Annotated in this window: 22 protein-coding genes, 1 pseudogene and 1 riboswitch; of the genes and pseudogenes, 12 read left to right on the forward strand and 11 right to left on the reverse strand. The window is 71.9% G+C overall.

The features are described from left to right. Positions 1–233: 233 nt before the first annotated feature. The 3 genes from ACZ60E_RS24730 to ACZ60E_RS24740 form a co-directional block, all read right to left on the reverse strand. The gene (locus ACZ60E_RS24730; protein WP_189779038.1) at positions 234–638 is read right to left on the reverse strand and encodes a DUF3040 domain-containing protein; all 405 of its coding nucleotides are present in this window, start codon (positions 636–638) and stop codon (positions 234–236) included. A 278-nt stretch (positions 639–916) separates the two neighbouring features. After that, on the reverse strand, positions 917–1741 hold the full coding sequence (locus ACZ60E_RS24735; protein ID WP_384809334.1) for a class I SAM-dependent methyltransferase: 825 nt from the start codon (positions 1739–1741) through the stop codon (positions 917–919). Between the two features lie 557 nt (positions 1742–2298). Then, on the reverse strand, positions 2299–2910 hold the full coding sequence (locus tag ACZ60E_RS24740) for an SAV_6107 family HEPN domain-containing protein (RefSeq protein WP_384809336.1): 612 nt from the start codon (positions 2908–2910) through the stop codon (positions 2299–2301). A gap of 197 nt (positions 2911–3107) precedes the next feature. On the opposite strand from ACZ60E_RS24740, the gene ACZ60E_RS24745 reads away from it, so the two are divergent. The 5 genes from ACZ60E_RS24745 to ACZ60E_RS24765 all read left to right on the forward strand — a co-directional run bounded on the left by ACZ60E_RS24745 (position 3108) and on the right by ACZ60E_RS24765 (position 9338). Further along, complete coding sequence (locus ACZ60E_RS24745; protein WP_469443134.1) at positions 3108–3941, forward strand: ATP-binding cassette domain-containing protein; 834 nt, start codon at positions 3108–3110, stop codon at positions 3939–3941. Continuing rightward, the gene (locus tag ACZ60E_RS24750) at positions 3913–6003 is read left to right on the forward strand and encodes a YhgE/Pip family protein (RefSeq protein ID WP_469443136.1); all 2091 of its coding nucleotides are present in this window, start codon (positions 3913–3915) and stop codon (positions 6001–6003) included. The genes ACZ60E_RS24745 and ACZ60E_RS24750 overlap by 29 nt, the downstream gene beginning before the upstream one ends. A gap of 11 nt (positions 6004–6014) precedes the next feature. Further along, complete coding sequence (locus tag ACZ60E_RS24755) at positions 6015–6656, forward strand: TetR/AcrR family transcriptional regulator (protein ID WP_384809340.1); 642 nt, start codon at positions 6015–6017, stop codon at positions 6654–6656. A gap of 446 nt (positions 6657–7102) precedes the next feature. After that, positions 7103–7720 (forward strand): DUF4126 domain-containing protein, encoded by a 618-nt coding sequence (locus ACZ60E_RS24760; RefSeq protein WP_384809342.1) that lies wholly within the window; start codon positions 7103–7105, stop codon positions 7718–7720. A gap of 103 nt (positions 7721–7823) precedes the next feature. Then, positions 7824–9338 (forward strand): phytoene desaturase family protein, encoded by a 1515-nt coding sequence (locus ACZ60E_RS24765; protein WP_469443138.1) that lies wholly within the window; start codon positions 7824–7826, stop codon positions 9336–9338. 52 nt (positions 9339–9390) lie between these two features. On the opposite strand, the gene ACZ60E_RS24770 is transcribed toward ACZ60E_RS24765, so the two are convergent. The 6 genes from ACZ60E_RS24770 to ACZ60E_RS24795 form a co-directional block, all read right to left on the reverse strand. Next, positions 9391–10389, reverse strand: a complete 999-nt coding sequence (locus tag ACZ60E_RS24770; protein WP_453794087.1) for an SCO2102 family sporulation regulator — start codon at positions 10387–10389, stop codon at positions 9391–9393. 57 nt (positions 10390–10446) lie between these two features. After that, positions 10447–11370 (reverse strand): methylenetetrahydrofolate reductase [NAD(P)H], encoded by a 924-nt coding sequence (gene metF / locus ACZ60E_RS24775; protein WP_453794086.1) that lies wholly within the window; start codon positions 11368–11370, stop codon positions 10447–10449. 134 nt (positions 11371–11504) lie between these two features. Beyond that, positions 11505–12155, reverse strand: coding sequence for a thiamine phosphate synthase (gene thiE, locus ACZ60E_RS24780; protein WP_469443140.1), 651 nt, complete (start codon positions 12153–12155; stop codon positions 11505–11507). Positions 12156–12248: 93 nt separating this feature from the next. Further along, the gene (locus ACZ60E_RS24785) at positions 12249–12620 is read right to left on the reverse strand and encodes an Rv2175c family DNA-binding protein (RefSeq protein WP_107017464.1); all 372 of its coding nucleotides are present in this window, start codon (positions 12618–12620) and stop codon (positions 12249–12251) included. 499 nt (positions 12621–13119) lie between these two features. Continuing rightward, positions 13120–14349 carry an NAD(P)/FAD-dependent oxidoreductase gene (locus tag ACZ60E_RS24790; protein ID WP_469443143.1) on the reverse strand — a complete coding sequence of 410 codons (1230 nt, stop codon included), beginning with the start codon at positions 14347–14349 and terminating at the stop codon, positions 13120–13122. Positions 14350–14428: 79 nt separating this feature from the next. After that, a complete protein-coding gene (locus ACZ60E_RS24795) occupies positions 14429–14773 on the reverse strand; it encodes an avidin-fold protein (protein ID WP_453794083.1) in 345 nt (114 codons plus the stop codon). Positions 14774–14824: 51 nt separating this feature from the next. Then, positions 14825–14938: riboswitch (TPP riboswitch) on the forward strand. Here ACZ60E_RS24795 and thiO point away from each other — a divergent pair. From thiO to ACZ60E_RS24820, 5 genes are all read left to right on the forward strand, one after another. Next, complete coding sequence (gene thiO, locus ACZ60E_RS24800) at positions 14936–16144, forward strand: glycine oxidase ThiO (protein WP_469443145.1); 1209 nt, start codon at positions 14936–14938, stop codon at positions 16142–16144. Its footprint overlaps the riboswitch before it by 3 nt. Continuing rightward, positions 16141–16347, forward strand: a complete 207-nt coding sequence (thiS, locus tag ACZ60E_RS24805; RefSeq protein ID WP_384809356.1) for a sulfur carrier protein ThiS — start codon at positions 16141–16143, stop codon at positions 16345–16347. Before thiO ends, thiS begins: the two co-directional genes overlap by 4 nt. Positions 16348–16350: 3 nt before the next feature. After that, positions 16351–17145 (forward strand): thiazole synthase, encoded by a 795-nt coding sequence (locus tag ACZ60E_RS24810; RefSeq protein ID WP_366786943.1) that lies wholly within the window; start codon positions 16351–16353, stop codon positions 17143–17145. A 183-nt stretch (positions 17146–17328) separates the two neighbouring features. Further along, on the forward strand, positions 17329–19251 hold the full coding sequence (gene pknB / locus ACZ60E_RS24815; RefSeq protein ID WP_469443147.1) for a Stk1 family PASTA domain-containing Ser/Thr kinase: 1923 nt from the start codon (positions 17329–17331) through the stop codon (positions 19249–19251). A 94-nt stretch (positions 19252–19345) separates the two neighbouring features. After that, complete coding sequence (locus tag ACZ60E_RS24820; RefSeq protein ID WP_384809360.1) at positions 19346–20215, forward strand: deoxyribonuclease IV; 870 nt, start codon at positions 19346–19348, stop codon at positions 20213–20215. 17 nt (positions 20216–20232) lie between these two features. Here ACZ60E_RS24820 and ACZ60E_RS24825 read toward each other — a convergent pair whose 3' ends face one another. Next, positions 20233–20508, reverse strand: coding sequence for a hypothetical protein (locus ACZ60E_RS24825; RefSeq protein ID WP_469443149.1), 276 nt, complete (start codon positions 20506–20508; stop codon positions 20233–20235). 57 nt (positions 20509–20565) lie between these two features. Here ACZ60E_RS24825 and ACZ60E_RS24830 point away from each other — a divergent pair. Beyond that, positions 20566–20769: pseudogene (locus ACZ60E_RS24830) on the forward strand (DUF4396 domain-containing protein); the annotation flags it as partial. 92 nt (positions 20770–20861) lie between these two features. Here the strand turns inward: ACZ60E_RS24830 and ACZ60E_RS24835 are convergent. Continuing rightward, positions 20862–21494: a sulfite oxidase-like oxidoreductase gene (locus tag ACZ60E_RS24835; RefSeq protein WP_469443150.1), complete on the reverse strand. Its 633-nt coding sequence runs from the start codon at positions 21492–21494 to the stop codon at positions 20862–20864. A gap of 183 nt (positions 21495–21677) precedes the next feature. On the opposite strand from ACZ60E_RS24835, the gene bfr reads away from it, so the two are divergent. After that, complete coding sequence (gene bfr, locus ACZ60E_RS24840; protein WP_384809366.1) at positions 21678–22157, forward strand: bacterioferritin; 480 nt, start codon at positions 21678–21680, stop codon at positions 22155–22157. Positions 22158–22305: the final 148 nt, after the last annotated feature.

Here is a 22305-nt window from a genome sequence, read left to right on the forward strand (position 1 = left end):
GCCGCGCAGCCACCCCGTCACGCAGCCGCGTCCTCGGCCGGTCTCGGCTCCCGCCCGGCCGCGGCGGCCCACCCCGTGGCGGCCGGACGCGCCGAGGGCGGGCGCGCTGAAGCCAAGGGCAGGCGCACTGAAGCCGAGGGCAGGCGGGCTGAAGGCGGGCGCGCTGAAGGGGCGGCCACCTCGGCGGTGGTCGCCCCTTCTTGCGTGCGTCTGTCCGGCCGGAACCCTGTGGGTTACTGGCCGCCCTGCTCGTCACGGCGCCGCTGCCAGCGCTGTTCGATGCGGTCCATCATGGAGCGCCGCTGCCGACCCTGACGACGGGCCTGCGGAGCACCCGGCGCACCCGCTGCGGGCTGTTCACCCGGCTTGGGGGCCTTGCGCCAACCGGTGACGGCGAGCACCGCGCAGCCCAGCATGACGAGAAAACCCACCACGCTGACCCAGATCTGCTGTGCGACCATTCCGGCCATGAGGAGCGCGATACCTACGAGGAAGCCGGCGACCGCCTGGTAGACCCGTCGCCGGGTGTACGTACGCAGCCCGCTTCCCTCAAGCGCTGTCGCGAACTTGGGATCTTCGGCGTACAGCGCTCGCTCCATCTGCTCGAGCATTCGCTGCTCGTGCTCCGAGAGCGGCACGGCGTCCTCCTCATCGTGCAGTCGCCGGGGCGACGACCGGGGGTCCCCTTCAGGATAGGCAGGGAATCGCCCCCGTGAAACCCGCCCCTCTGCGCCAATTCGCCAACCGGAACCCGCCATGGCTTTCCGATCCACTGAGGCGTAGATTCCCCAGCGACCGGCCCGTCATGCCGGACGGTCTCCCCCGATCATACGGCTCCGAGCGCCCGATCGGGGGGCCTGTGGCGTACTCCATCTGCTGTCGCGCCCCTGATCAGCGGTGCGACGCGGGTGGCAGCTCACCCCTCAGCCGACTCCCGCGTCTCACCGAGCACATGAAGCTGCGTGGCAACAGAGTGGAACGCGGCGAGTTCGGCGGCTGCGGTCTCCAGTTTCAGCAGGGCGTCCAGGGCCCCCGGCTGGGTGTCCACGAGGACCCCGGGGACCAGGTCCGCGAAGACCCGCACACCGTGCACCGCGCCCACGGCCAGGCCCGCGCCCTCGACCAGAGCGGTGAGCTGATCGGCCGTGAAGCGGTGCGGAACAGGATCACCCTCGCCCCAGCGGCCGTCCGGGTCACTCAGGGCCTGGCGGGCCTCCGTGAAGTGCCCGGCGAGGGCCCGCGCGAGCACGGCTCCGCCGAGTCCGGCGGCGAGCAGGCTGAGGACGCCGTCGGGGCGCAGCGCGCCGACGGCGTTGCGCAGACCCTCGGCGGGGTCGTCCATGTACTCAAGGACGCCGTGGCACAGCACCGCGTCGTAGCCGCCCCGCTCGACGACGTCGAAGAGGCCGTGGGCGTCGCCCTGAACGCCCTGGACACGGTCGGCGACGTCGGCCTCGGCCGCCCGGCGCTCCAGCGCGAACAGCGCGTTCGGGCTGGGGTCCACGACGGTGACGCGGTGGCCGAGCCGGGCCACGGGCACCGCGAAGTTGCCGCTGCCGCCCCCGGTGTCGAGCACGTCCAGCGACTCCCGGCCCGTGGCCTTGACCCGGCGGTCGAGCGCGTCCTTCAGGACGTCCCAGACCACGGCGGTACGGAGCGAGGCGCGGGGACTGGAGGGGCCGGAGCGCGGCGACGCCGATCGAGGGCGGGGGGAGACGGGCGGGCGCATCGGGTCCGACACGGCAGTTGACTCCTCGGCGCGGCACCGCCTCGGTACGGCGGAGCGATGGGCATACCTCCCCCGCCGTGTCCGGCGCCGGGGAGATTCAGGCGTCCCAACCCTATTGCCTCATACCCGCTGCCCGGCCCCCCGTCTCGCGCGCCGGACGAAGGGCCCCTCACCGACCCTGACCGCCGGACGGACATCCAGACGGACGTCGGCACGGACGTCGGCACGCACATTGGCGCGCCCGTCGGCGCGGACATCCGGACGACCGTCCGGGCAGGCGTCCGCGCGCATGTCGGCGCGCTCGTCCGGGCGAACGTCTGGGCGGGCGGCCGGGCACGCGTCCGAGCGGCCGGTGCGACCGCCGGGCGGGCCTCGACCGTCCACGCGCCGCCGCCGTCGGCGGCGCGCTCGCCGGAGCCGCAGCTGAACCGCGCGGCCGAATCCGCACCCAGCCCCAGGCCCAGGCCCAGGTACGAGTCCGAACCCAGGCCCGCATCCAAGCCCGCATCCGGCTCCAGGCCTGCTTCCAGCTCCAGGCCCAGTGGGCCCAGTAGGCCCAGTCATAGCCATCAGCCCGCGTCCGGGACGTCCCGCACGTCCCGGGGACCCGGCATGATCCGTGCCTCCTGGGCGGCCTGGCCCACATGGCCGACCTGCCCGCCCTGCCCGGCCTCGTGCCGCGGCTGGGGCAGCACCGGCTGGAGCACCAGCATGCGTTCGACGAGGCGGAGGAACATCGCCACGTCACGCAGCAGGTCGTCGGCGTCGCGGATGCTGGCGGCGCCCTGGATGCCGGCCTCCGCGCGGGCCCGGCGGCGGGCTCCCGAGGCGAACAGCACGCTCCACTCGGCGAGTTCGGGCGCTATCTCGGGCAGCACTTCCCAAGCGCTCCGGATCTTGGCCCGGCGCCTCTCGGTGGTCTCGGGCCGGCCACGGGCGGCGAGCACGGCCGCGGCGGTGCGCAGCGCGGCCAGGTGTGCCGTCGCGTACCGGTCGTTGGGCATTTCCAGCAGGGCCGCTTCGTCGAGTCCGGCGCGGGCCTGGGCGAGCAGATCGAGGGCGGCGGGCGGGGCCGTGGCACGGCGGAGCACGGGGTGCACGTCGCTCGCCGGTCCGGTCAGTGAGGGGGCAGGGCCGGTGGCGCGGCGCCGGTGGGCGGCGGCTGCGGAAGAGCTGGCCATGACGAACCTCCTGTCGTCGTGACGGCACACCCCGACGGGAGATGCCGTATGTGCCTATCGTGCGGTATGCCACTGACAATCCGTTCTGACCTGCGCTTTTGCTTCACTCATAGGTTCGGAGTAGTTTTTGCACTGACCAGTCAGTTCAAAAACTTTGCGCCTCGACCGGTGCGGCAGCCGGTCGAAGGACCCGGAGGGTGGGGGAAGTTGTGGACGGTCCGCACGGACTCGGCGTCAGGGCCGAGGACTTCGGGCTCAAGGGACCCCGCGGCTGGGCGTTCCGCGGTGTCGACGTCGACGCGGAGCCCGGCTCGCTGATCGCGGTCGAGGGACCGTCGGGCTCGGGCCGTACGTGCCTGCTGCTGGCGCTCACCGGGCGGATGAAGCCCACCGAGGGACACGCGAGGGTGGGGCACTGCGAGCTGCCGAAGCAGATGGCGGCGGTCCGCAGGTTGAGCGCGCTGGCCCATGTGCCCGGCGTCACCGACCTGGAGCCCGCCCTGTCCGTCGGCGAGCACCTCCGGGAACGCGCCCTGCTCCAGCGGCGGTTCGGCGGCCCCGTACGCGGGCTGCTGCGACCGCGCCAGGAGCGGCTGACGGAGGCCCGGCTGCGGGTCGACAACGCGCTGGCCGCCGCCGGACTCGACCCGGAGACACTGCCCAAGGGTTCCAGGACCGCAGTGCGTGACCTGGAACGCCTGGAGGCGCTGCGGCTGTCCGTGGCCCTCGCCCTGATCGGCCGCCCCCGGCTCCTCGGGATCGACGACACCGACCTGAAGCTCTCGGACGCCGAACGGACCGAGGTCCGGGCGCTGCTGCGCTCCCTGACCGAGGCCGGGACCACGGTCGTGGCGGTGTGCAGCGAGGCCTCTGAGGGCGCGGTCGTGGTGTCCACCGGATCCGTCGGCACACCCGCCCGCGACGGGAACCGGAAGAACCAGAACCACGACCACAGCAGGCCCGACGACCGCCAGACCGACGACCACGACAAGGAGACGGTTGATGCGCTCGCCGAAACTGGCCGCGCTTGAGTTGAGGCGCTTCGGCAGGGGCAGGCTCCCGCGCGCGGCGCTGGCCGCGCTCCTGTTGCTGCCCCTGCTGTACGGCGCCCTCTACCTGTGGTCGTTCTGGGACCCGTACGGCCGTCTCGACCGCATCCCCGTGGCGCTGGTGAACGACGACCGGGGAGCCACCGCCGCCGACCAGAAGGTCGTGCTGGGCGACGAGATCACCAAGGGGCTGCACAAGAGCGACACCTTCGAGTGGCACGAGGTGAGCGCCGCCGAGGCCCGCGAGGGTGTCGAGAACGGCGACTACTACCTGTCGCTGACCATGCCGTCCGACTTCAGCAGGAGGATCGCCTCCAGCTCGGGCGACTCCCCGGAGACGGGCGCCCTCCAGGTGCGTACGAACGACGCGAACAACTACATCGTCGGGCAGATCTCGCGGACGGTCTTCAGCGAGGTGCGCACGGCCGCCTCGACCAAGGCGTCGCGGTCGTTCCTCGACAAGATCTACGTCTCGTTCTCCGACCTCCACGGGAAGACCCAGAAGGCCGCCGAGGGGGCCGACACCCTCTCCGGTGGCATCGGGAAGGCGAAGAAGGGCTCGAAGGACCTCGCGGACGGCCTCGCGGACGCCGAGAAGGGCAGCGGAAAGCTCGCCGCCGGGCTGAAGAGGCTCGACACGGGAGCGGGCGACCTGGAGGACGGCTCGCGGCAGGTCTCGGAGGGCACACAGACCCTCGCGGACAAGGTCAACGGCGTCGCGGACAAGGTGGGGCCCTTCCTGAAGGGCAACGAGAAGGAGATCGGCGACACCGCCCGGCTCGTCGCGGACTCCGCCTCGGTCGTCCGCGGCAACCTCGGCACGCTGGCGAGGACCGCCCCGGCCGCCGCCAAGAGTGCGCACACCGCCTCCGACACGCTGAACGGCGTCTACAAGGCGCGCTGCGAGGACCAGGACCTGCCCCTGCCCGATGCCGCCTGCCCGGACCTGAAGAAGGCCAGGGACGCGGCGGCGGACGTGGCGAAGGTCGCCGACGACGTCGAGACGCTGGTGGCCGGGCAGAACGGCGACCTGAAGACGCTGGACAAGCACCTGGCCACCCTGGAGAAGCAGGCGCGGGCGCTGGCCGACCGCTCACCGCATCTGTCCGAGGACCTCGCCACGGCCGTCTCGAAGATCAACCAGCTCAACAAGGGGGCCGGGAAGGTCGCCGAGGGGGCCGAGACCCTGCACACGGGGCTCGGCACGGCCAAGAAGGGCGCCACCGACCTCGACAGCGGGATCGGCAGGCTCGGGACGGGCGCGAACGACCTCGAAGGGGGCATGTACAAGCTCGCCGACGGCTCGGGGAAGCTCGCCGGCGGACTCCACGACGGCGCGGGAAAGATCCCGGACTACGACAAGAAGGACCGTGATCAGCGCACCGGGGTCATGGCCGATCCCGTACAGCTCGCTTCGAAGGACCTGCACAAGGCGCCCAACTACGGCACCGGTTTCGCCCCGTACTTCATTCCGCTCTCCCTGTGGGTGGGTGCGATGGTCGCCTACATGCTGATCCCGCCGCTCAACCGGCGCGCGCTCGCCGCGGGCGCCCCCGCCTGGCGGATCGCGCTGGCGGGCTGGCTGCCGGTGGCCGCGCTGGGAGTGCTGCAGACGGTCGCGCTGATGTCCGTACTGCACTGGGCGATCGGTCTGGAGGCGGTGCGGGCGGCCGGCACGGTGGCCTTCCTGTTCCTGGTGACGGCCTGTTTCTCGGCGATCGTGCAGTGGCTCAACGCACGCTTCGGAGCGGCCGGCCGGATCCTCGTCCTCGCGCTCTTGATGCTCCAGCTGACCTCGGCCGGCGGCACGTATCCCGTGCAGACCAGCCCGGGCTTCTTCAACGCGATCCACCCCTTCATGCCGATGAGTTACGTCGTCGACGCCCTGCGGAGACTCATCACGGGCGGCGGTCTGGGGCCCGTCTGGCAGGCCTGCGCCGTCCTCACCGCGTTCACCCTGGGCGCCCTCGCGCTCACCGCGGTGTCCGCGCGGCGCCGACAGGTGTGGACCCTCGACCGACTTCACCCGGAGCTGAGCCTGTGACAATCGGGGCCATGGAAAGCAGCAGGACGGTGGACAGCGGCGGCGGCCGGCGGCAGGCGACCCGGCAGAAGCTCTACGAGGCGGCGGTGACCCTCATCGCCGAGCAGGGCTTCTCCGCCACCACCGTGGACGAGATCGCCGAGCGTGCCGGAGTGGCGAAGGGCACGGTCTACTACAACTTCGCGAGCAAGTCCGTCCTCTTCGAAGAGCTGCTCCGGCACGGGGTGGGACTGCTCACCGCCTCGCTGCGGGAAGCGGTGGAGCAGACCGACGAGGAGGGCGGCAGCAGGGTCGACGCGCTGGACGCGATGATCCGGGCGGGCCTCGTCTTCATCGGCCGCTACCCGGCCTTCACCCAGCTGTACGTGGCGGAGCTGTGGCGCACCAACCGCGCCTGGCAGTCCACGCTGATGGTGGTCAGGCAGCAGGCCGTGGCGGTCGTCGAGGACGTCCTGCGCGACGGCATCGCGAACGGTGAGCTGAGCGACGAGATCGACACCCCGCTGACGGCGGCGGCGCTGGTCGGCATGGTGCTGGTGGCGGCCCTGGACTGGCAGGCGTTCCAGCCGCAGCGCTCCCTGGACGACGTCCACGCGGCACTGTCCCTGCTGCTCCAGGGGAGGGTCGGCGGCGGGCGCCTCGGCCCCGAGTGACCCAGGTGGCCCAAGTGACACAGAGGCACAGAGGCACAGAGGCACGGCAGATGCCGAAGACACGCCGGACACAGGTGAACGCCGGTCCCGAGTGGCCGCGTCCCCCGCGGGCCACGCCGGACCGGCGCCCCTCCTGTGTTCCCCCGTGCGTCCCCCCGTACATCCCCCGGTGGTCCCCGACGGTTCCCCCCGTTCCGGTCTCCCTCGGGCCCCCTGCCTCGCTCCCGCCGAGTGATCGGCGGAAGGAGCGGTAGAGGGCGCCGCGCCGTTCCGCCGCCCCGTGTCGGCGGTACCGGAGCCGCGCCCCTTTCCGTGCCTCCACTCTCTCGTTCGCGCAGGTGGGAACCCATCCGCGCGCGTACTCAACTCACTCCCTAGGTACGCGTACTCAGCCCTGCGCACTCATGCCCAGGACGCGCCGTTGCCGACTGGTTACGATCGCGTCCGTGTCCGTACTCCCCCTGGTGTTCACCAGCGGCTGGGCCAGCGGTGTCAACGCGTACGCGGTGGTGCTGCTCCTCGGCCTCTTCGGCGCGACCGGACTGACCGACGAGGTCCCCGAGTCGCTGCAGCGTCCTGAAGTCCTCGTCGTGGCCGGCGTCCTGTTCGTCTGCGAGGCCTTCGCCGACAAGATCCCCTACGTGGACTCGGTGTGGGACACCGTCCACACCGTGATCCGCCCGGTGTCGGGAGCCGTCGTCGCGGCGCTGCTCGCCGGGCAGAGCGGTTCGCTGTCCGAGCTGGCGGCCGGGGCGATCGGCGGCTCCTCCGCCCTGGCCAGCCACACCGTCAAGGCCGGGACGCGGATGGCGATCAACACCTCGCCGGAACCGTTCAGCAACGTCGTGATGAGCACCGCGGAGGATCTCGGGGTCGCCGGGATCCTGACCTTCGCGATGTTCCACCCCGAGGCCGCGGCGATCATCGCGGGTGTCCTGCTGCTGGCCGGTCTGCTGGCGCTCTACTTCCTGGTCTCGCGGATCAGACGGTTCCGGCGGCGCCGGGCCCAGCGCCGTGAGGAGAAACGGCTCGTGGACCGGCTCGGGCCACCACCACCCGGCTGACCCCGACCACCCCGGCCCGCTTCGGCCGCCCCCGACTGCCCCCGGCGGGCGGGCTCCCGGGGCCGCGGGCCCGTTGTCGGTGGCGGCCGATAAAGTCCCTGGCATGGCACGGATTGTGGTGATCGGCGCCGGGATGGGCGCGATGGCGGCCGCTGCCCGGCTGGCCGTCGCGGGCCACCGGGTGACGGTGTACGAGCGGGCGGCGACGTACGGCGGAGCGGTGGGCCGCTTCGAGCGCGAGGGGTTCGCCTTCGACACGGGCCCCGGGCTGCTCCAGCTGCCCGCGGTCTACCGCGATCTGTTCGTGAAGACCGGCAAGGAGCCCCTGGAGGCGTGCGTCGACCTGGTCCAGGTCGACCCGGCGGCGCGGCACGTCTTCGCCGACGGCACGGAGGTCTCGCTGCCCAACGCCTCGCGCGCGGGGGTCGTCTCGGCCCTGGACGGGGCACTGGGCGCGGGCGCGGGTGAGCGCTGGGGCGACTTCCTGGTCCGGGCCCGCGAGGCCTGGGACCGGACGCGCAGGCCGCTCCTGGAGGAGCCGCTGTGGGCCGACTGGCAGGTGCTGGGCGAGCGTGAGCCCTACCCGGCGCTGCGGCAGCGGCGCCTGCTGCGCACCCGTACGGCGGCCCGCCTCTCGGAGGTCGGCGCCTGGGAGCTGGGCGACCCCCGCCTCACCGCCCTCCTGGAGAGCTACGCGCTGGCGTCGGGCCTCGACCCTCGCGCGGTCCCGGCGAGCGCGGCCGTCCTGCCGTACATGGAGCACGCCTTCGGCGCGTGGTACGTGCGCGGCGGAATCCGCGAGCTGGCGCGGGCCGTGCACGAGCGGTGCGTGGCCCGGGGGGTGGAGTTCGTCTTCGGGGCCGAGGTCGTCGCGGTCACCGAGAAGGACGGCCGGGCGACCGGCGTGGAGCTGCGCGACGGGACCGTCACCGAGGCGGACTTCGTGGTGGGCGGCCCGCCGGAGCTGCTGACGAGCCTGACGGGCCGCGACGATCTGTACGGGGACGACGCACCCGGGCCGCAGCCCGCCGCCCCGTCCTGCGGCAAGGCCGTGGTCTGCCTCGCCCTGCGCGGCCCTCGCGAGACGGGCGCCGCGCACCGCACGGTCGTGCACACACCGGACCGGACCGAGGAGCTGGACCACACCTTCAAGGCGGGTACGGCGGCGCCGCGGCCCACGGTGTGGGTGGACCGTCCCGACGATCCGCTGCTACGCCCGGACGACGCCCACGAGTCCGTGGTGCTCACGGCGACCGTGCCGTCCCTCAAGCAGTACGACTGGGCGGCGGCCGGTGCCGCCGACGCGTTCGCGGACCGCATGGTCGCCGCCGCGGAGCGGGCCGTGCCGGAGCTGCGCGGGCGCGTGCTGTGGCGCGAGGTGCGGACGCCCCTGCACACGGAGCGGGAGACCGGGGCCCCGGGCGGCGGGGTGCCCGCTCCCGCGCTGGCCGGCGAGGGGGGCACACGTCTGCGACCGGGCAACGCCACCCGTGTACCGGGCCTGTTCGCGGTCGGCGGCTGGGCGCACCCCGGCGGCGGGCTTCCGCACGCCGGGATGTCGGGCTCGCTGGTCTCCGGACTGATCGTGGAGGGACCGGACTTCAGGGGTTCGCAGTGAGGGTGGCGGTGCCACCCGGGTCGACCCGGGTGGGACGGCGCCGGTACCGGAGTCAGTACCGGTACTGCTGCTCGTCGTACCCGCCCTGCTGCTGGTGGCCGTTGCCCTCGTACGGATAGGGCTGCTCCGGCGGGAGTTCGCCGCCGTACTGGTCCTCGGTGGTCCGCTGCTGCGGCACCCAGACCCCGCCGGGCGGAGTGTTCTCGGCACCGTTGTAGGCGCCCGCCGCGTACTGGTCCTGCTCGTAGCCACCCTGCTGACCCTGCTGCCCGTACTGCTGCTGCGAGGTGTCGTAGGACTGGCCGTAGGAGGCGGCGTCGTAGGACTGCGAGCCGACGTACGGGTCGGAGTAGGGGGCGTACTGCTGCTGCTGTCCGGTGTCGTAGCCGTACTGCTGCTGGTCGTAGCCCGAGTAGCCGTCGTACCCGTAGTTCTGGGCGAACTGGTCCTGGGACTGGCCCTGGTCGGTCTGGCCGCCCTGCGCCTGTGCCTGGGCGGATGCGGCGTACGCGGCGTCGGCGGCCGCGGCGTAGGCGGCTTCGCTGTAGACGCCGTACTGGCCGGTGTCGTCGGGCAGCGGCTGCGGCTCGTAGACGGCGGTGGCCTCGGCGGCGTTCGCGGGGCGCTGCCCGAAAACCGATTCCTCACGCCCGAAGGCGTCGTCCGCGCCGAAGCTCTCGCTGCGGCCGAAGTCGTCCTGCGGATACGTTCCGCTCTGTCCGGCCTGGAGGTCCGTGACCTCCAGGGTCGGTTCCTGGCGGTCGGGTTCGCCGCGGCGGCGCTTGGTGATGCCCGGCCGTCCGGAGACGGCCCAGCCGGCCGCGAAGCCGCTGCGGAACGACAGCGTGACGTAGGTCTGCCCGACGGCGAAGGCGGCAGCGCCCAGACCGATGACCACCACCGACGGGATCAGGACACCGAGGACCACCCCGAGGAAGCCGCCGAAGGCCAGCAGCCGCCAGCGAAGCCGTGCCTTGTACTGCAGCAGGACCTCGCCCAGCAGCCACAGCGCGACGATGCCGAATGCGATGTAGAGGACCGTCCAGCCCATGTACGCCCCTCTCCCAGATGGCCGCTACGCAGTGTGTCGTATCACGATGCGACCGGTCTAGGCCTGCTGTGGGTGATGCAGGCCCAGGTTCTCGTAGATTTCCAGCGTCGCGGTGGAGTTGTTCAACGTAATGAAATGCAGTCCGGGGACTCCCTCGGCCAGCAGCGTCGCGCAGAACTCCGTGGCGAACTCGATCCCAATGGAGCGTACAGCCGCCGGATCGTCTTTGGCTGTGAGGATCCGCTCTTTCAGGGCATCCGGGAACGAGGCGTTGCTGAGTTGGGGCAATCGCTCCAACATCTTCACACTGGTCACCGGCATGACCTCGGGGATGACCGGCGTCTCGCAGCCCGCCGCGTCGACCCGGTCACGCAGCCTGAGGTAGGCGTCCGGGCGGAAGAACATCTGCGTGATCGCGTAGTCCGCGCCCGCCCTGCACTTGTCGACGAAGTTCGCCACGTCCGCGTCCCAGTCCGCGGACCTCGGATGCATCTCCGGGAAGGCCGCGACACCCACGCAGAAGTCGCCGGACTCCTTGATGAGCTGGACCAGTTCGGCCGCGTACGTGAGGCCCTGGGGGTGCGCCACCCAGTCGGCCATGGGGTCGCCGGGCGGGTCGCCGCGCACGGCGAGCATGTTCCGGATCCCGGCGTCCGCGTACTGGCCGATGATGTTGCGCAGTTCCGCGATGGAGTGGTCGACCGCGGTGAGGTGGGCGACCGGGGTGAGCGTCGTGTCGGCGACGATCTGCTCGGTCGCCTTGACCGTGCCGGCGCGCGTGGTGCCGCCCGCGCCGTACGTCACGGAGACGAAGCTGGGGGCGACCGCCTCGACCCTGCGCAGCGCGTTCCACAGGTTCCGCTCGCCTTTTTCGGTCTTCGGCGCCCAGAACTCGAACGAGAAGGTCGTCTTGCCGGTCGCGAGCATGTCGCGCACGGTCCGTGCGCGGTCAGTCCTGGTGGAAGCAGATCCGAGGGCCATACCCGCAGGTTAGCCAGGGGGAGACGGTCCCCCAACCGGATGTGGAGAATTTGCCCGATTTGTCGACTTGTTGTCCACTCCTCGGACAACCGGCGCTCGACCGATCCTGGATCGGCGCGTACGGAACCTGCGGTTCACGCCGTCCGGAGCCGCTTGGCGAACTCCGCCGCCGCCGTTCCCGGGTCGTCGGCCTCGGTGATCGCCCGTACGACGACGACGCGGCGGGCGCCCGCTTCCAGCACCTCGTCGAGGTTGCCGAGGTCGATGCCGCCGATCGCGAACCAGGGGCGGTCCGTGCCGAGCGCGGCCGTGTGCCGGACCAGGTCGAGGCCCGGTGCGTGGCGGCCGGGCTTGGTGGGGGTCGGCCAGCAGGGGCCCGTGCAGAAGTAGTTCACGCCGTCCTGGACCGCGGCGGCCGTGGCCTCCGGTCCCGCGTGTGTGGAGCGGCCGATCAGGACCTCGTCGCCGAGGATCGCGCGGGCCGCGGGGACGGGGAGGTCTCCCTGGCCGAGGTGCAGGACGTCGGCTCCGGCGGCGTGGGCGACGTCGGCGCGGTCGTTCACCGCGAGGAGCTTGCCGTGCCGGCGGCAGGCGTCCGCGAACACCGCGAGGTGCTCCAGCTCCTCGGCCGCCTCCATGCCCTTGTCCCGCAGCTGCACGACGTCCACGCCGCCCGCGAGGACCGCGTCCAGGAAGGCGGCGAGGTCGCCCTGGCGCCTGCGGGCGTCCGTGCAGAGGTAGACCCGGGCGTCGGCGAGCTGCGCGCGTGCGGTGGATTCGGGCATGCGTGGGTCCCCCGTGTGGTGTCGGTGGCGTACGGGCCGCCGGGCCGTTGCGGTCCTGGGCCCGCGGCCCGTACGCCGTGCGGCGTGATCAGCTCAGACGGCGAGCGCCTGGGCGCGGCGCTTCACCTCCGTGCCGCGATTCTCGCTCAGAGCCTGCGCGGGGGTGCCGGGCAGGCTCTCGTCGGGAGTGAAGAGCCACTCAAGCATCTCTTCGTCGTTGTAGCCGTCGTCCCTCAGGAGCGTCAGGGTGCCTGCGAGGCCCTTGACGACCTTCTGTTCGTCCACGTCGATGAAAGCGGCGGGGACGTGCAGCGCGCGGTTCTCACCACGGCGTACGGCGATCAGCTGGCCTTCCCTGACCAGCTGCCGGACGCGCGTCACCTCGACGCCGAACTTTTCGGCGATGTCGGGGAGAGTGAGCCAGGCGGGGACGAGAGCATCGATCTTTGCGTCAATCTCGGTCACGGGTACAAGCCTGCCATCTCCCACTGACACCCGGTACCCGGGCGGTCCGCTCGGCCCTGACCGGGCGCGTACCGGTCGGGCGCCGGGTGGGGGCCGGTGGGGGTTGGCCGCGCAAGTTCCCCGCGCCCCTCCGTCGGACGCCGGGTGCGGCCCGTCCGTGGCCGGTCGCGCCGTTCCCCGCGCCCCTTGGAGGGCTCGGCCTGTGCGCTCCGGGATGCGTCGCCGCGTCGCTCGTCGGCCGCGGGCCGGTGGGGGTTGCTCGCGCCGTTCCCCGCGCCCCTGAACCCCTCGGTCGTTCGCCGGGGGCGGGCCGGTGGGGGTTGGCCGCGCCGTTCCCCGCGCCCCCGAACCCCTCGGTCGCTCGTCGGGTGCGGGCCGGTGGGGGTTGCTCGCGCCGTTCCCCGCGCCCCTCACGGGGCTGGGGCGCAGCCCCGCTTTTCAGGGGCGCGGGGAACTGCGCCGTCCGCCCCCACCGGGGTCGCGGACGACGAACCGCCGGTTAGAGTGCCGCCCCCTTCAAGGGGCGTGACGGGTCCGTCAGGAGATTCGGGTCCATTCGGGTGCCGGACTCGATCAGCCGGCGCCCCTGCGCAAGGTCCCGCGGCCTCCCCACCGCCAGGACCGCCACCAGCCGCCCCTCCCGGAGCCAGCACACCGACCAGGAGGGCCCCGCCGGATCCCCCCGCCAGAGCAGCGCGTCGGCGGCCCCGTGATGCCCCGCGTACTGGACGAAGCGGCCGAACTGTTCGGACCAGAAGTACGGCACCGGGTCGTACGGCGCGGGCGTCTCCCCCACGATGTTCGCCGCGACCGTGCGCGGCCCCTGGAGCGCGTTGTCCCAGTGATGGACCAGCAGCCGCTCCCCGTACCGGCCCGACGGGAACGACGCGCAGTCGCCGACCGCGTACACGTCCGGCAGGGAGGTGCGCAGATGGTCGTCCGCGACGACCTCCCGGTGGGCGCCGAGTTCGATCCCCGACCCGGCCAGCCAGGACGTGGCGGGCCGCGCCCCGATCCCGACGACCACGGCACCCGCGGGCAGCCGCGAGCCGTCGTCGAGCACCACCGCGCCGGGCTCGACGCGCTCCACGCGCGCGTGGGTGCGCAGCGACGCCCCGCTGTCCGCGTACCAGGCGGTCATGGGCGCGGCCACCTCCTCGGGCAGCGCACCGACGAGCGGCCGGCCGGCGGCCTCGACGACGGTCACCGAGCACCCCGCCTCACGCGCCGCCGTGGCGAACTCCGCGCCGATCCACCCGGCGCCCACCACCACGATGTCGTACTGCCGGGCGAGGACGGGCCGCAGCCGTTCGGCGTCGTCGAGGGTGCGCAGCAGATGGACTCCGGGCACGCCCTCGGCGCCCGGCAGCCGGACGGGTTCCGCTCCGGTGGCGACGACCAGGACGTCGTACGGGACGCGTCCCTCGGCCGTGTCGAGTTCGCGGGCGTCCGGGCGGACACCGGTCGCTTCGAGGCCCAGGCGCAGTTCCACGTCGAGGGTCTCGAAGTCGACGTCGAAGGCGGATCCCTCGGCCTTGCCGAGCAGTACGGCCTTGGACAGCGGCGGCCGGTCGTACGGCTGGTGGGGTTCCGCGCCGATCAGGGTCACGCTGCCGGGAAAGCCCTGTTCCCGCAGGGCGACGGCGGTCTGGACCCCTGCCATGCCGGCGCCGACGATCACGACGCGTACGCGCGCCGCCGGGCCCGGTTCCTGTGTCAGCTCGCTCACCCGGTCACCATAGACAGTCGGTGAAATCGTCGGTCAGGGGCGCGGTCGGTGAGCTGTTGCACACCGCCGGATCACGGCGTCAGCCGAGGGTGACCTCTTCGACCACACTCGTCCCGCTGCCCTCCTGGGACTCCCACTCCCAGGTCTCCGCCAGCCGCACCCGGCCGTCGGGGGTCTCGCCGACCTGGGACACACAGTGCCCGGAGGAGGTGGTTCCGTCCGTCTTCAGCTGTACGTACCGGAAGTCGAGCCGGTCGCCCTCGCGGGTGCCGACGAGGTGGCCGCGTACGACGTCACCGCCCGTGTAGTCGGCCCAGACCACGCCGTCCCGCTCGCGGTACGCGAACCGGGTGCGCGTACCCACCTGGCCCGGTGCCTGGTCGGCCACGGGGGCGAGAACGAGTCCGTCGAGCGAGCGGGCCATGCCGTGAGGCTCCCTACTGGGGTGCGGGACGAAGAGCTAGGGTGGCCAACGTAAAGCACTCGCGGGAGCCCGGGCGTACCGGGCTGAGAGGGAGGCTGGGACGGCCTCCGACCGTACGAACCTGATCCGGGTCATGCCGGCGAAGGGAGGGGCTGGACGCCCATGTCGCGTACACCGCAAGCACCCCCGAGCACCCCGACCACCGACGTCCTGGTCGTCGGAGGCGGGATCATCGGTCTGGTCACCGCCTGGCGGGCCGCGCAGCGCGGGCTGACGACCGCGCTGGTGGATCCCGAACCGGGCGGCGGCGCCGCGCAGGTCGCGGCCGGGATGCTGGCCGCCGTCACCGAGCTGCACTACGGCGAGGAGACCCTGCTCGGCCTCAACCTGGCCTCGGCTGAGCGTTATCCGGACTTCGTCGCGGAGCTGACCGAGGCGTCCGGCCAGGATCTCGGCTACCGCAGGTGCGGCACGCTGACCGTCGCGCTCGACGCCGACGACCGCGCCCATCTGCGCGAACTGCACGCCCTGCAGAGCCGGTCGGGCCTGGAGTCGGAGTGGCTGAGCGGCCGCGAGTGCCGCCGCCTGGAGCCGATGCTCGCGCCCGGGGTGCGCGGCGGACTGCGGGTGGACGGCGACCACCAGATCGACCCGCGCCGGCTCGCCGCGGCCCTCGTCACGGCCTGCGAACGGGCCGGAGTGGTCCTCCACCGGACGTGGGCCGAGCGCCTGACCGTCGCAGGGGGCCGTGCGGCCGGAGTCGTCACGACGGACGGCACCGAGCTGTCCGCGGGGCAGGTCGTCCTCGCCGCGGGCAGCCTCAGCGGACGTCTCGCGGGTGTGCCCGAGGACGTACTGCCACCGGTACGGCCCGTGAAGGGGCAGGTGCTGCGGCTGGCCATGCCGGAGCCCGCCCCCGCGCTCAAGGGCCCGAGCGCGCCCTTCCTGAGCCGGACCGTGCGCGCCATGGTTCGCGGCAGCCACGTCTACCTGGTGCCGCGCGAGAACGGCGAGCTGGTCGTCGGCGCGACCAGCGAGGAGCTGGGCTGGGACACCACGGTGACCGCGGGCGGCGTGTACGAACTGCTGCGGGACGCCCACGAACTCGTCCCCGGCATCACCGAACTGCCGCTCACCGAGACGCGCGCCGGACTGCGCCCCGGCTCCCCCGACAACGCGCCCCTGCTCGGTCCCACCCGGCTTCCCGGGCTGCTCCTCGCGACCGGCCACCACCGCAACGGCGTGCTGCTCACCCCGGTCACCGGCGACGCCCTGGCACACGCCCTGACCACCGGTGAACTCCCGGCAGTGGCGCTCCCGTTCACCCCGGACCGGTTCGACGCCGCCGCACTCACGGAGCAGCCCGCATGAGCGTGACCGTCCTCGTCAACGGGGAACGGCGGGAACTCGCCGCCGACACCGCCCTCGACACCCTCGTGACCGCTCTCTGCGCGGCCCCCTCCGGTGTCGCCGCCGCGCTCAACGAGACCGTCGTGCCGCGCACGCAGTGGCCGGCGACCCTCCTGCGCGAGGGAGACCGCGTCGAAGTACTCACCGCCGTCCAAGGAGGCTGACCCATGGCCGACGACCCCTTCGTCCTCGGCGGTACGTCCTACACGTCCCGGCTGATCATGGGCACCGGCGGTGCCCCCAGCCTCGACGTCCTGGAACGCTCGCTCGTCGCGTCCGGCACGGAGCTGACGACGGTCGCCATGCGGCGCGTGAGCCCCGGGTCGCACGGCTCGGTCCTGTCCGTGCTCGACCGGCTCGGCATCCGCGTACTGCCCAACACCGCGGGCTGTTTCACCGCCGGGGAGGCCGTCCTGACGGCCCGCCTCGCGCGCGAGGCGCTCGGCACGGACCTCGTCAAACTGGAGGTCATCGCCGACGAGCGCACCCTGCTGCCCGACCCCATCGAGCTGCTCGACGCCGCCGAGACCCTCGTCGACGACGGCTTCACGGTCCTGCCGTACACGAACGACGACCCGGTCCTCGCCCGGAAGCTGGAGGACGTGGGCTGCGCCGCGATCATGCCGCTCGGGTCGCCCATCGGGTCGGGGCTCGGGATCCGCAACCCGCACAACTTCCAGCTGATCGTGGAGCACGCGCGCGTGCCGGTGATCCTGGACGCGGGAGCGGGTACGGCGTCGGACGCGGCGCTCGCCATGGAGCTGGGGTGCGCCGGGGTGATGCTCGCCTCGGCGGTGACCCGGGCGCAGGAGCCGGTCCTCATGGCGGAGGGCATGCGGCACGCGGTCGAGGCCGGGCGCCTCGCGTACCGGGCGGGGCGCATTCCGCGCCGCCACTTCGCGGAGGCCTCGTCCCCGTCGGACGGAATCGCGCGACTCGACCCGGAACGCCCCGCTTTCTGACGCTTCATGGGGGTCTCCCGGGCTTTCCGAACTTTGGCCGGAACGCGTGTCCGAATCCGTACCGAATGTGTACGCCGTACCGGGTCGGCCGGCATGCGAGGTGCGTCACAGCTCGGCTTCAGTACCGCCCCGGAATCGCCCGCACGGGCGGCTCCGTCAGTGGTGGCTCGTACACTCACCTGCGTGGATACGACCCTTCAAGACCCCTTGGTCGGGCATGTGCTCGACGGTCGGTATCGCGTCGACGCCCGCATCGCGGTCGGCGGGATGGCCACGGTCTACCGGGCCGTGGACACCCGTCTCGACCGGGTGCTCGCGCTCAAGGTGATGCATCCGACCCTGGCGGCCGACGCCTCGTTCGTCGACCGTTTCATCCGCGAGGCCAAGTCGGTGGCCAGGCTCGCCCATCCGAACGTGGTGCAGGTCTTCGACCAGGGGACCGACGGCCCGTACGTCTATCTGGCGATGGAGTACGTGGCCGGATGCACCCTTCGTGACGTACTGCGCGAGCGCGGGGCGCTCCAGCCGCGGGCCGCGCTGGACATCCTGGAGCCGGTCCTCGCCGCGCTCGGCGCCGCGCACCGCGCCGGGTTCGTGCACCGCGACATGAAGCCGGAGAACGTCCTGATAGGGGACGACGGCCGGGTGAAGGTCGCGGACTTCGGTCTCGTACGGGCCGTGGACACGGTCACCCACACGACGGGCGCCATCCTGGGCACGGTGTCGTATCTCGCGCCGGAGCAGATAGAACACGGCACGGCCGACCCCCGCGTGGACGTGTACGCGTGCGGCATCCTCCTCTTCGAGATGCTGACCGGCGACCGTCCGCACTCGGGCGACTCACCCGCCGCGGTGCTCTACAAGCACCTCCACGAGGACGTGCCCGCCCCGTCGGCGCTCGTGCCGGGCCTCGCCTACGAACTCGACGAGCTGGTCACCTCGGCGACCGCGCGCAACCCCGGGGTCCGCCCGTACGACGCGGTGGCGCTGCTCGCCCAGACCCTGGACGCGCGCACCGCCCTGAACGACGACCAGCTGGACGCCGTGCCCCCGGGCGCCCTCGCCGGGGACCGGTCCGGCGCCGACAACCGTACGAGCGTGATCCCGCGCTCGCTCTCCGTGCCCCGGCTGCTGCCGGTGAACGAGGACGACGCGGAGCTGCACCGCACGAGCTTCCTGCCGTCCCCGCCGCCCGAACCGCCGCGGCGCGTCCGCACGAGGGCACCCCGCCGGGGTGTGCTCGCGATCGTCGCCGCGGTGCTGCTGGTCCTCGGCGTCGGCGCGGGGGTCTGGTACATCAACTCCGGTCAGTTCACCGAGGTCCCCGCGGTGCTCGACAAGACGGAGGCGCAGGCCAGGAAGAGCATCGAGGGCGCCGGTCTCGGCGTGAGGACGAAGAAGGCGTACAGCGACACCGTCAAGCTCGGCAGGGTCATCAGCACCGACCCGAAGCCCACCACCAGGATCCGCGACAACGGCTCCGTGACCCTGACGATCTCCAAGGGCCCCAACACGGTGCGGGTCCCGGACCTCAAGGGCTACGCGCTCGACAAGGCCAGGGAGCGGCTGAAGAAGGAGGGCCTCGCGCCGGGCATGGTCACCAAGTCCTTCAGCGAGGACGTCACCGCGGGCTTCGTGATCGGTACGAAGCCGGGGGCGGGCACCGAGCGCCGCGGCGGTTCGGCGATCGCGCTCGTCGTCAGCAAGGGCAGTCCGGTGGACGTGCCCGACGTGCTCGGCGACGACGTGGACGACGCCCGGCAGGAGCTGGAGGACGCGGGCCTGACGGTCGAGGTCGTCTCCGGACGGATCACCTCCGACTACGACGCCGGTACGGTCGCCGAGCAGACGCCCGCCGCCGACAAGCAGGCGACCCGGGGCGACACCGTCAAGCTGACGGTCTCCAAGGGCCCGCCGCTGGTCGAGGTCCCGGACGTCGTGGGCGACAGCGTCGACGACGCCAAGCAGGAACTGCAGGACGCCGGTTTCGAGGTCGAGGTGGACCGCGGTCTGCTCGGTCTCTTCGGCGACACGGTCGACAGCCAGTCGACCGAGGGCGGCGAGCAGGCACCCAAGGGCTCTAAGATCACCATCAAGATCCGCTGAGCGGCCGGGTGTCCCATCGTCCGGGCCTCGGGGCAGGGCTTGTGGGGACATGGCCGCCGACCGGGCCGCCGGGACCGCGTGACACCCTTGGCGGGTGAGCACTCAGCAGTCCCGCAACCCCGTCGGCGGCCATGTCCCCGTCGCCGGAGGCCTCGCCTCCGTAGGCCTCTCGTACGCGCGTGAACTGGCCGCGGAGACCGTCCAGGTCTTCGTCGCCAACCCGCGCGGCTGGGCGACACCGCCCGGCAACCCGGCCCAGGACGAGCAGTTCCGCGCCGCCTGCGCCGAGGAGTCCATCCCCGCGTACGTCCACGCGCCCTATCTGATCAACTTCGGCTCGCACACCGAGGCGACCGTGGAGAAGTCGGTGGAGTCGCTGCGGCACTCGCTGCGCCGGGGGCGGGCGATCGGGGCGCTGGGCGTGGTCGTGCACACGGGCTCGGCGACCGGCGGCCGGGAGCGCTCGGTGGCGCTCCGGCAGGTGCGCGAACATCTGCTGCCGCTGCTGGACGAGCTGACCCACGACGACGACCCGTTCCTGCTGCTGGAGTCGACCGCCGGCCAGGGTTCCTCGCTCTGCTCGCGGACCTGGGACTTCGGGCCGTACTTCGAGGCGCTCGACGCCCATCCCAAGCTGGGTGTCTGCCTGGACACGTGCCACATCTTCGCCGCGGGCCACGACCTGACCGGGCCCAGCGGGATGCACCAGACCCTCGATCTGCTGGTGGACACGGTCGGCGAGGGCCGGCTGAAGCTGATCCACGCCAACGACTCCAAGGACGTGGCCGGCGCCCACAAGGACCGCCACGAGAACATCGGCGCCGGTCACATCGGCGAGGACCCGTTCCGCGCCCTGATGACCCACCCCGCCACCGAGGGCGTACCGCTGGTCATCGAGACACCCGGCGGCAAGGAGGGCCACGCGGCGGACGTGGAGCGCCTGAAGAAGCTCCGGGACGGCTGAGCGGGCCCCCGGGCCGGTCAGGGCTCTTCGTCGAGCAGTACGTGCGACGTGTCGACAACGTGCACGACGAGCACCACCAGGAGTCCGTCACTGATCACGTACTCGATGGCCATGGAGCGGGTCAGGGCGAGCGAGCGGGTGTTCTCGTCATGCGAAATGGGCGACGAGATCTTGACACGCGGGTCTTGAGCCAGTGCGGCAAGTCCCCGCTGGAGCACGTCGAGGCGGTCGCTCGGCAGGCTGTCACGGACTCGCGCGGCGGCCTCCGAGAAAATCACGTTGAAGACAGCCATGGCAGAACTCCCCGCGCAGTTATGGGCGACCGGTTTCCGAGTTTACCGTGGCGGCCGCTGCCGATCGCCGTGATGGAGCTGATCGACAACGGCGTGATCGTCGTCTGGCCGGGCGCGATGGACGCCGGGCTCGGGGACGCGCTGTTCTGGTGGGTGCCGGCGATCGCGCCGGCCGCCGCGTTCGTGGTCACGACGCCGGTCAACAAGTGGATGATCGGTCGCGGCAAGGGTCACGCCGTGGTGCACCAGTACCACCACTGACCAGGAGAAACAGCGGAACGCGGAACGGGCGGAACACGGACGGCCGGAGCACGGGACGACCGGAACGCGGGACGGTCAGCTGTTCGGGACGGTCAGAGTTCGGGGCCGTCCCCGGGCTCCTCCTGGTAGGAGTAGCGCTGCTCGCGCCAGGGGTCGCCGACGTTGTGGTAGCCGCGCTCCTCCCAGAAGCCGCGGCGGTCGGCGGTCATGTACTCCACGCCGCGGACCCACTTGGGGCCCTTCCAGGCGTACAGCTGCGGCACGACGAGACGCAGTGGGAAGCCGTGTTCCGCGGTGAGCAGTTCACCGTCCTTGTGGGTGGCGAAGATCGAGCGCTCGGACGCGAAGTCGTCGAGGCGCAGATTCGAACTGAAGCCGTACTCCGCCCAGACCATGACATGGGTGACGGCGGGCGCCGGCGGGGCGATCTCCAGGATCGTCCGGGTCGGCACCCCGCCCCACTCCGCGCCGATCATGCTGAACTTCGTGACGCAGTGCAGATCGGCCACGACCGTGGCGTACGGCAGTGCGGTGAACTCGTCGTGGGTCCAGCAGCACTTCTCGCCGTCGGCGGTGCCGCCGAAGATCCTGAACTCCCAGCGCTCGGGACGGAACTTCGGTACGGGCCCGTAGTGCGTGACCGGCCAGCCCCGCTGCAGTCGCTGCCCCGGCGGAAGCTCCGACTGCGCTGCTTCTCCAGATTCACGACCCACCGGCTGACCCATGACTCCATCCTGACAGACCCGGGAAGGTGGACATGACCAGGTCCGTACCCACTCGGTCAATCGCGACAACTGGGACTAAGCCTGTACTTACTTACTAAGCATGCACTTACTGGACGATCTTCAACGCCGGTGCAATCATGCGGCGCAACCCACCAGTTCCCCCGCCCGAAAGGAGCCTTCGCGATGCAGGGCGACCCCGAGGTTCTCGAATTCCTCAACGAGCAGCTGACCGCCGAGCTCACCGCGATCAACCAGTACTTCCTGCACGCGAAGATGCAGGAGAACTTCGGCTGGACGAAGCTGGCGAAGTACACGCGGCACGAGTCCTTCGACGAGATGAAGCACGCGGAGCTGCTGACCGACCGCATCCTCTTCCTCGACGGCCTGCCGAACTACCAGCGGCTCTTCCACGTCCGGGTCGGACAGACGGTCACCGAGATGTTCCAGGCGGACCGCCAGGTCGAGGTCGAGGCGATCGACCGGCTCCGGCGCGGTATCGACGTGATGCGCGCCAAGGGCGACGTCACGTCCGCGAACATCTTCGAGTCGATCCTCGCCGACGAGGAGCACCACATCGACTACCTGGACACCCAGCTGGAGCTGGTGGAGAAGCTGGGCGAGGCGCTCTACATCGCGCAGCTCATCGAGCAGCCGGAGAGCTAGGCCCCGGGACGCCAGGACGTCACGACGGGAGGGAGCCGGGGCTGGACGAGCTTAGGGCTCGTAAAGAATCAACACGGTGGTTTTGTCTCTGTCGTGAGAGCGATGCCGTGCGCGGTTGCGTAGACGTGGAGGCCGGTGAGGGTGGTCA

The sequence above is a fragment of the Streptomyces sp. NPDC102514 genome, from assembly GCF_055584525.1.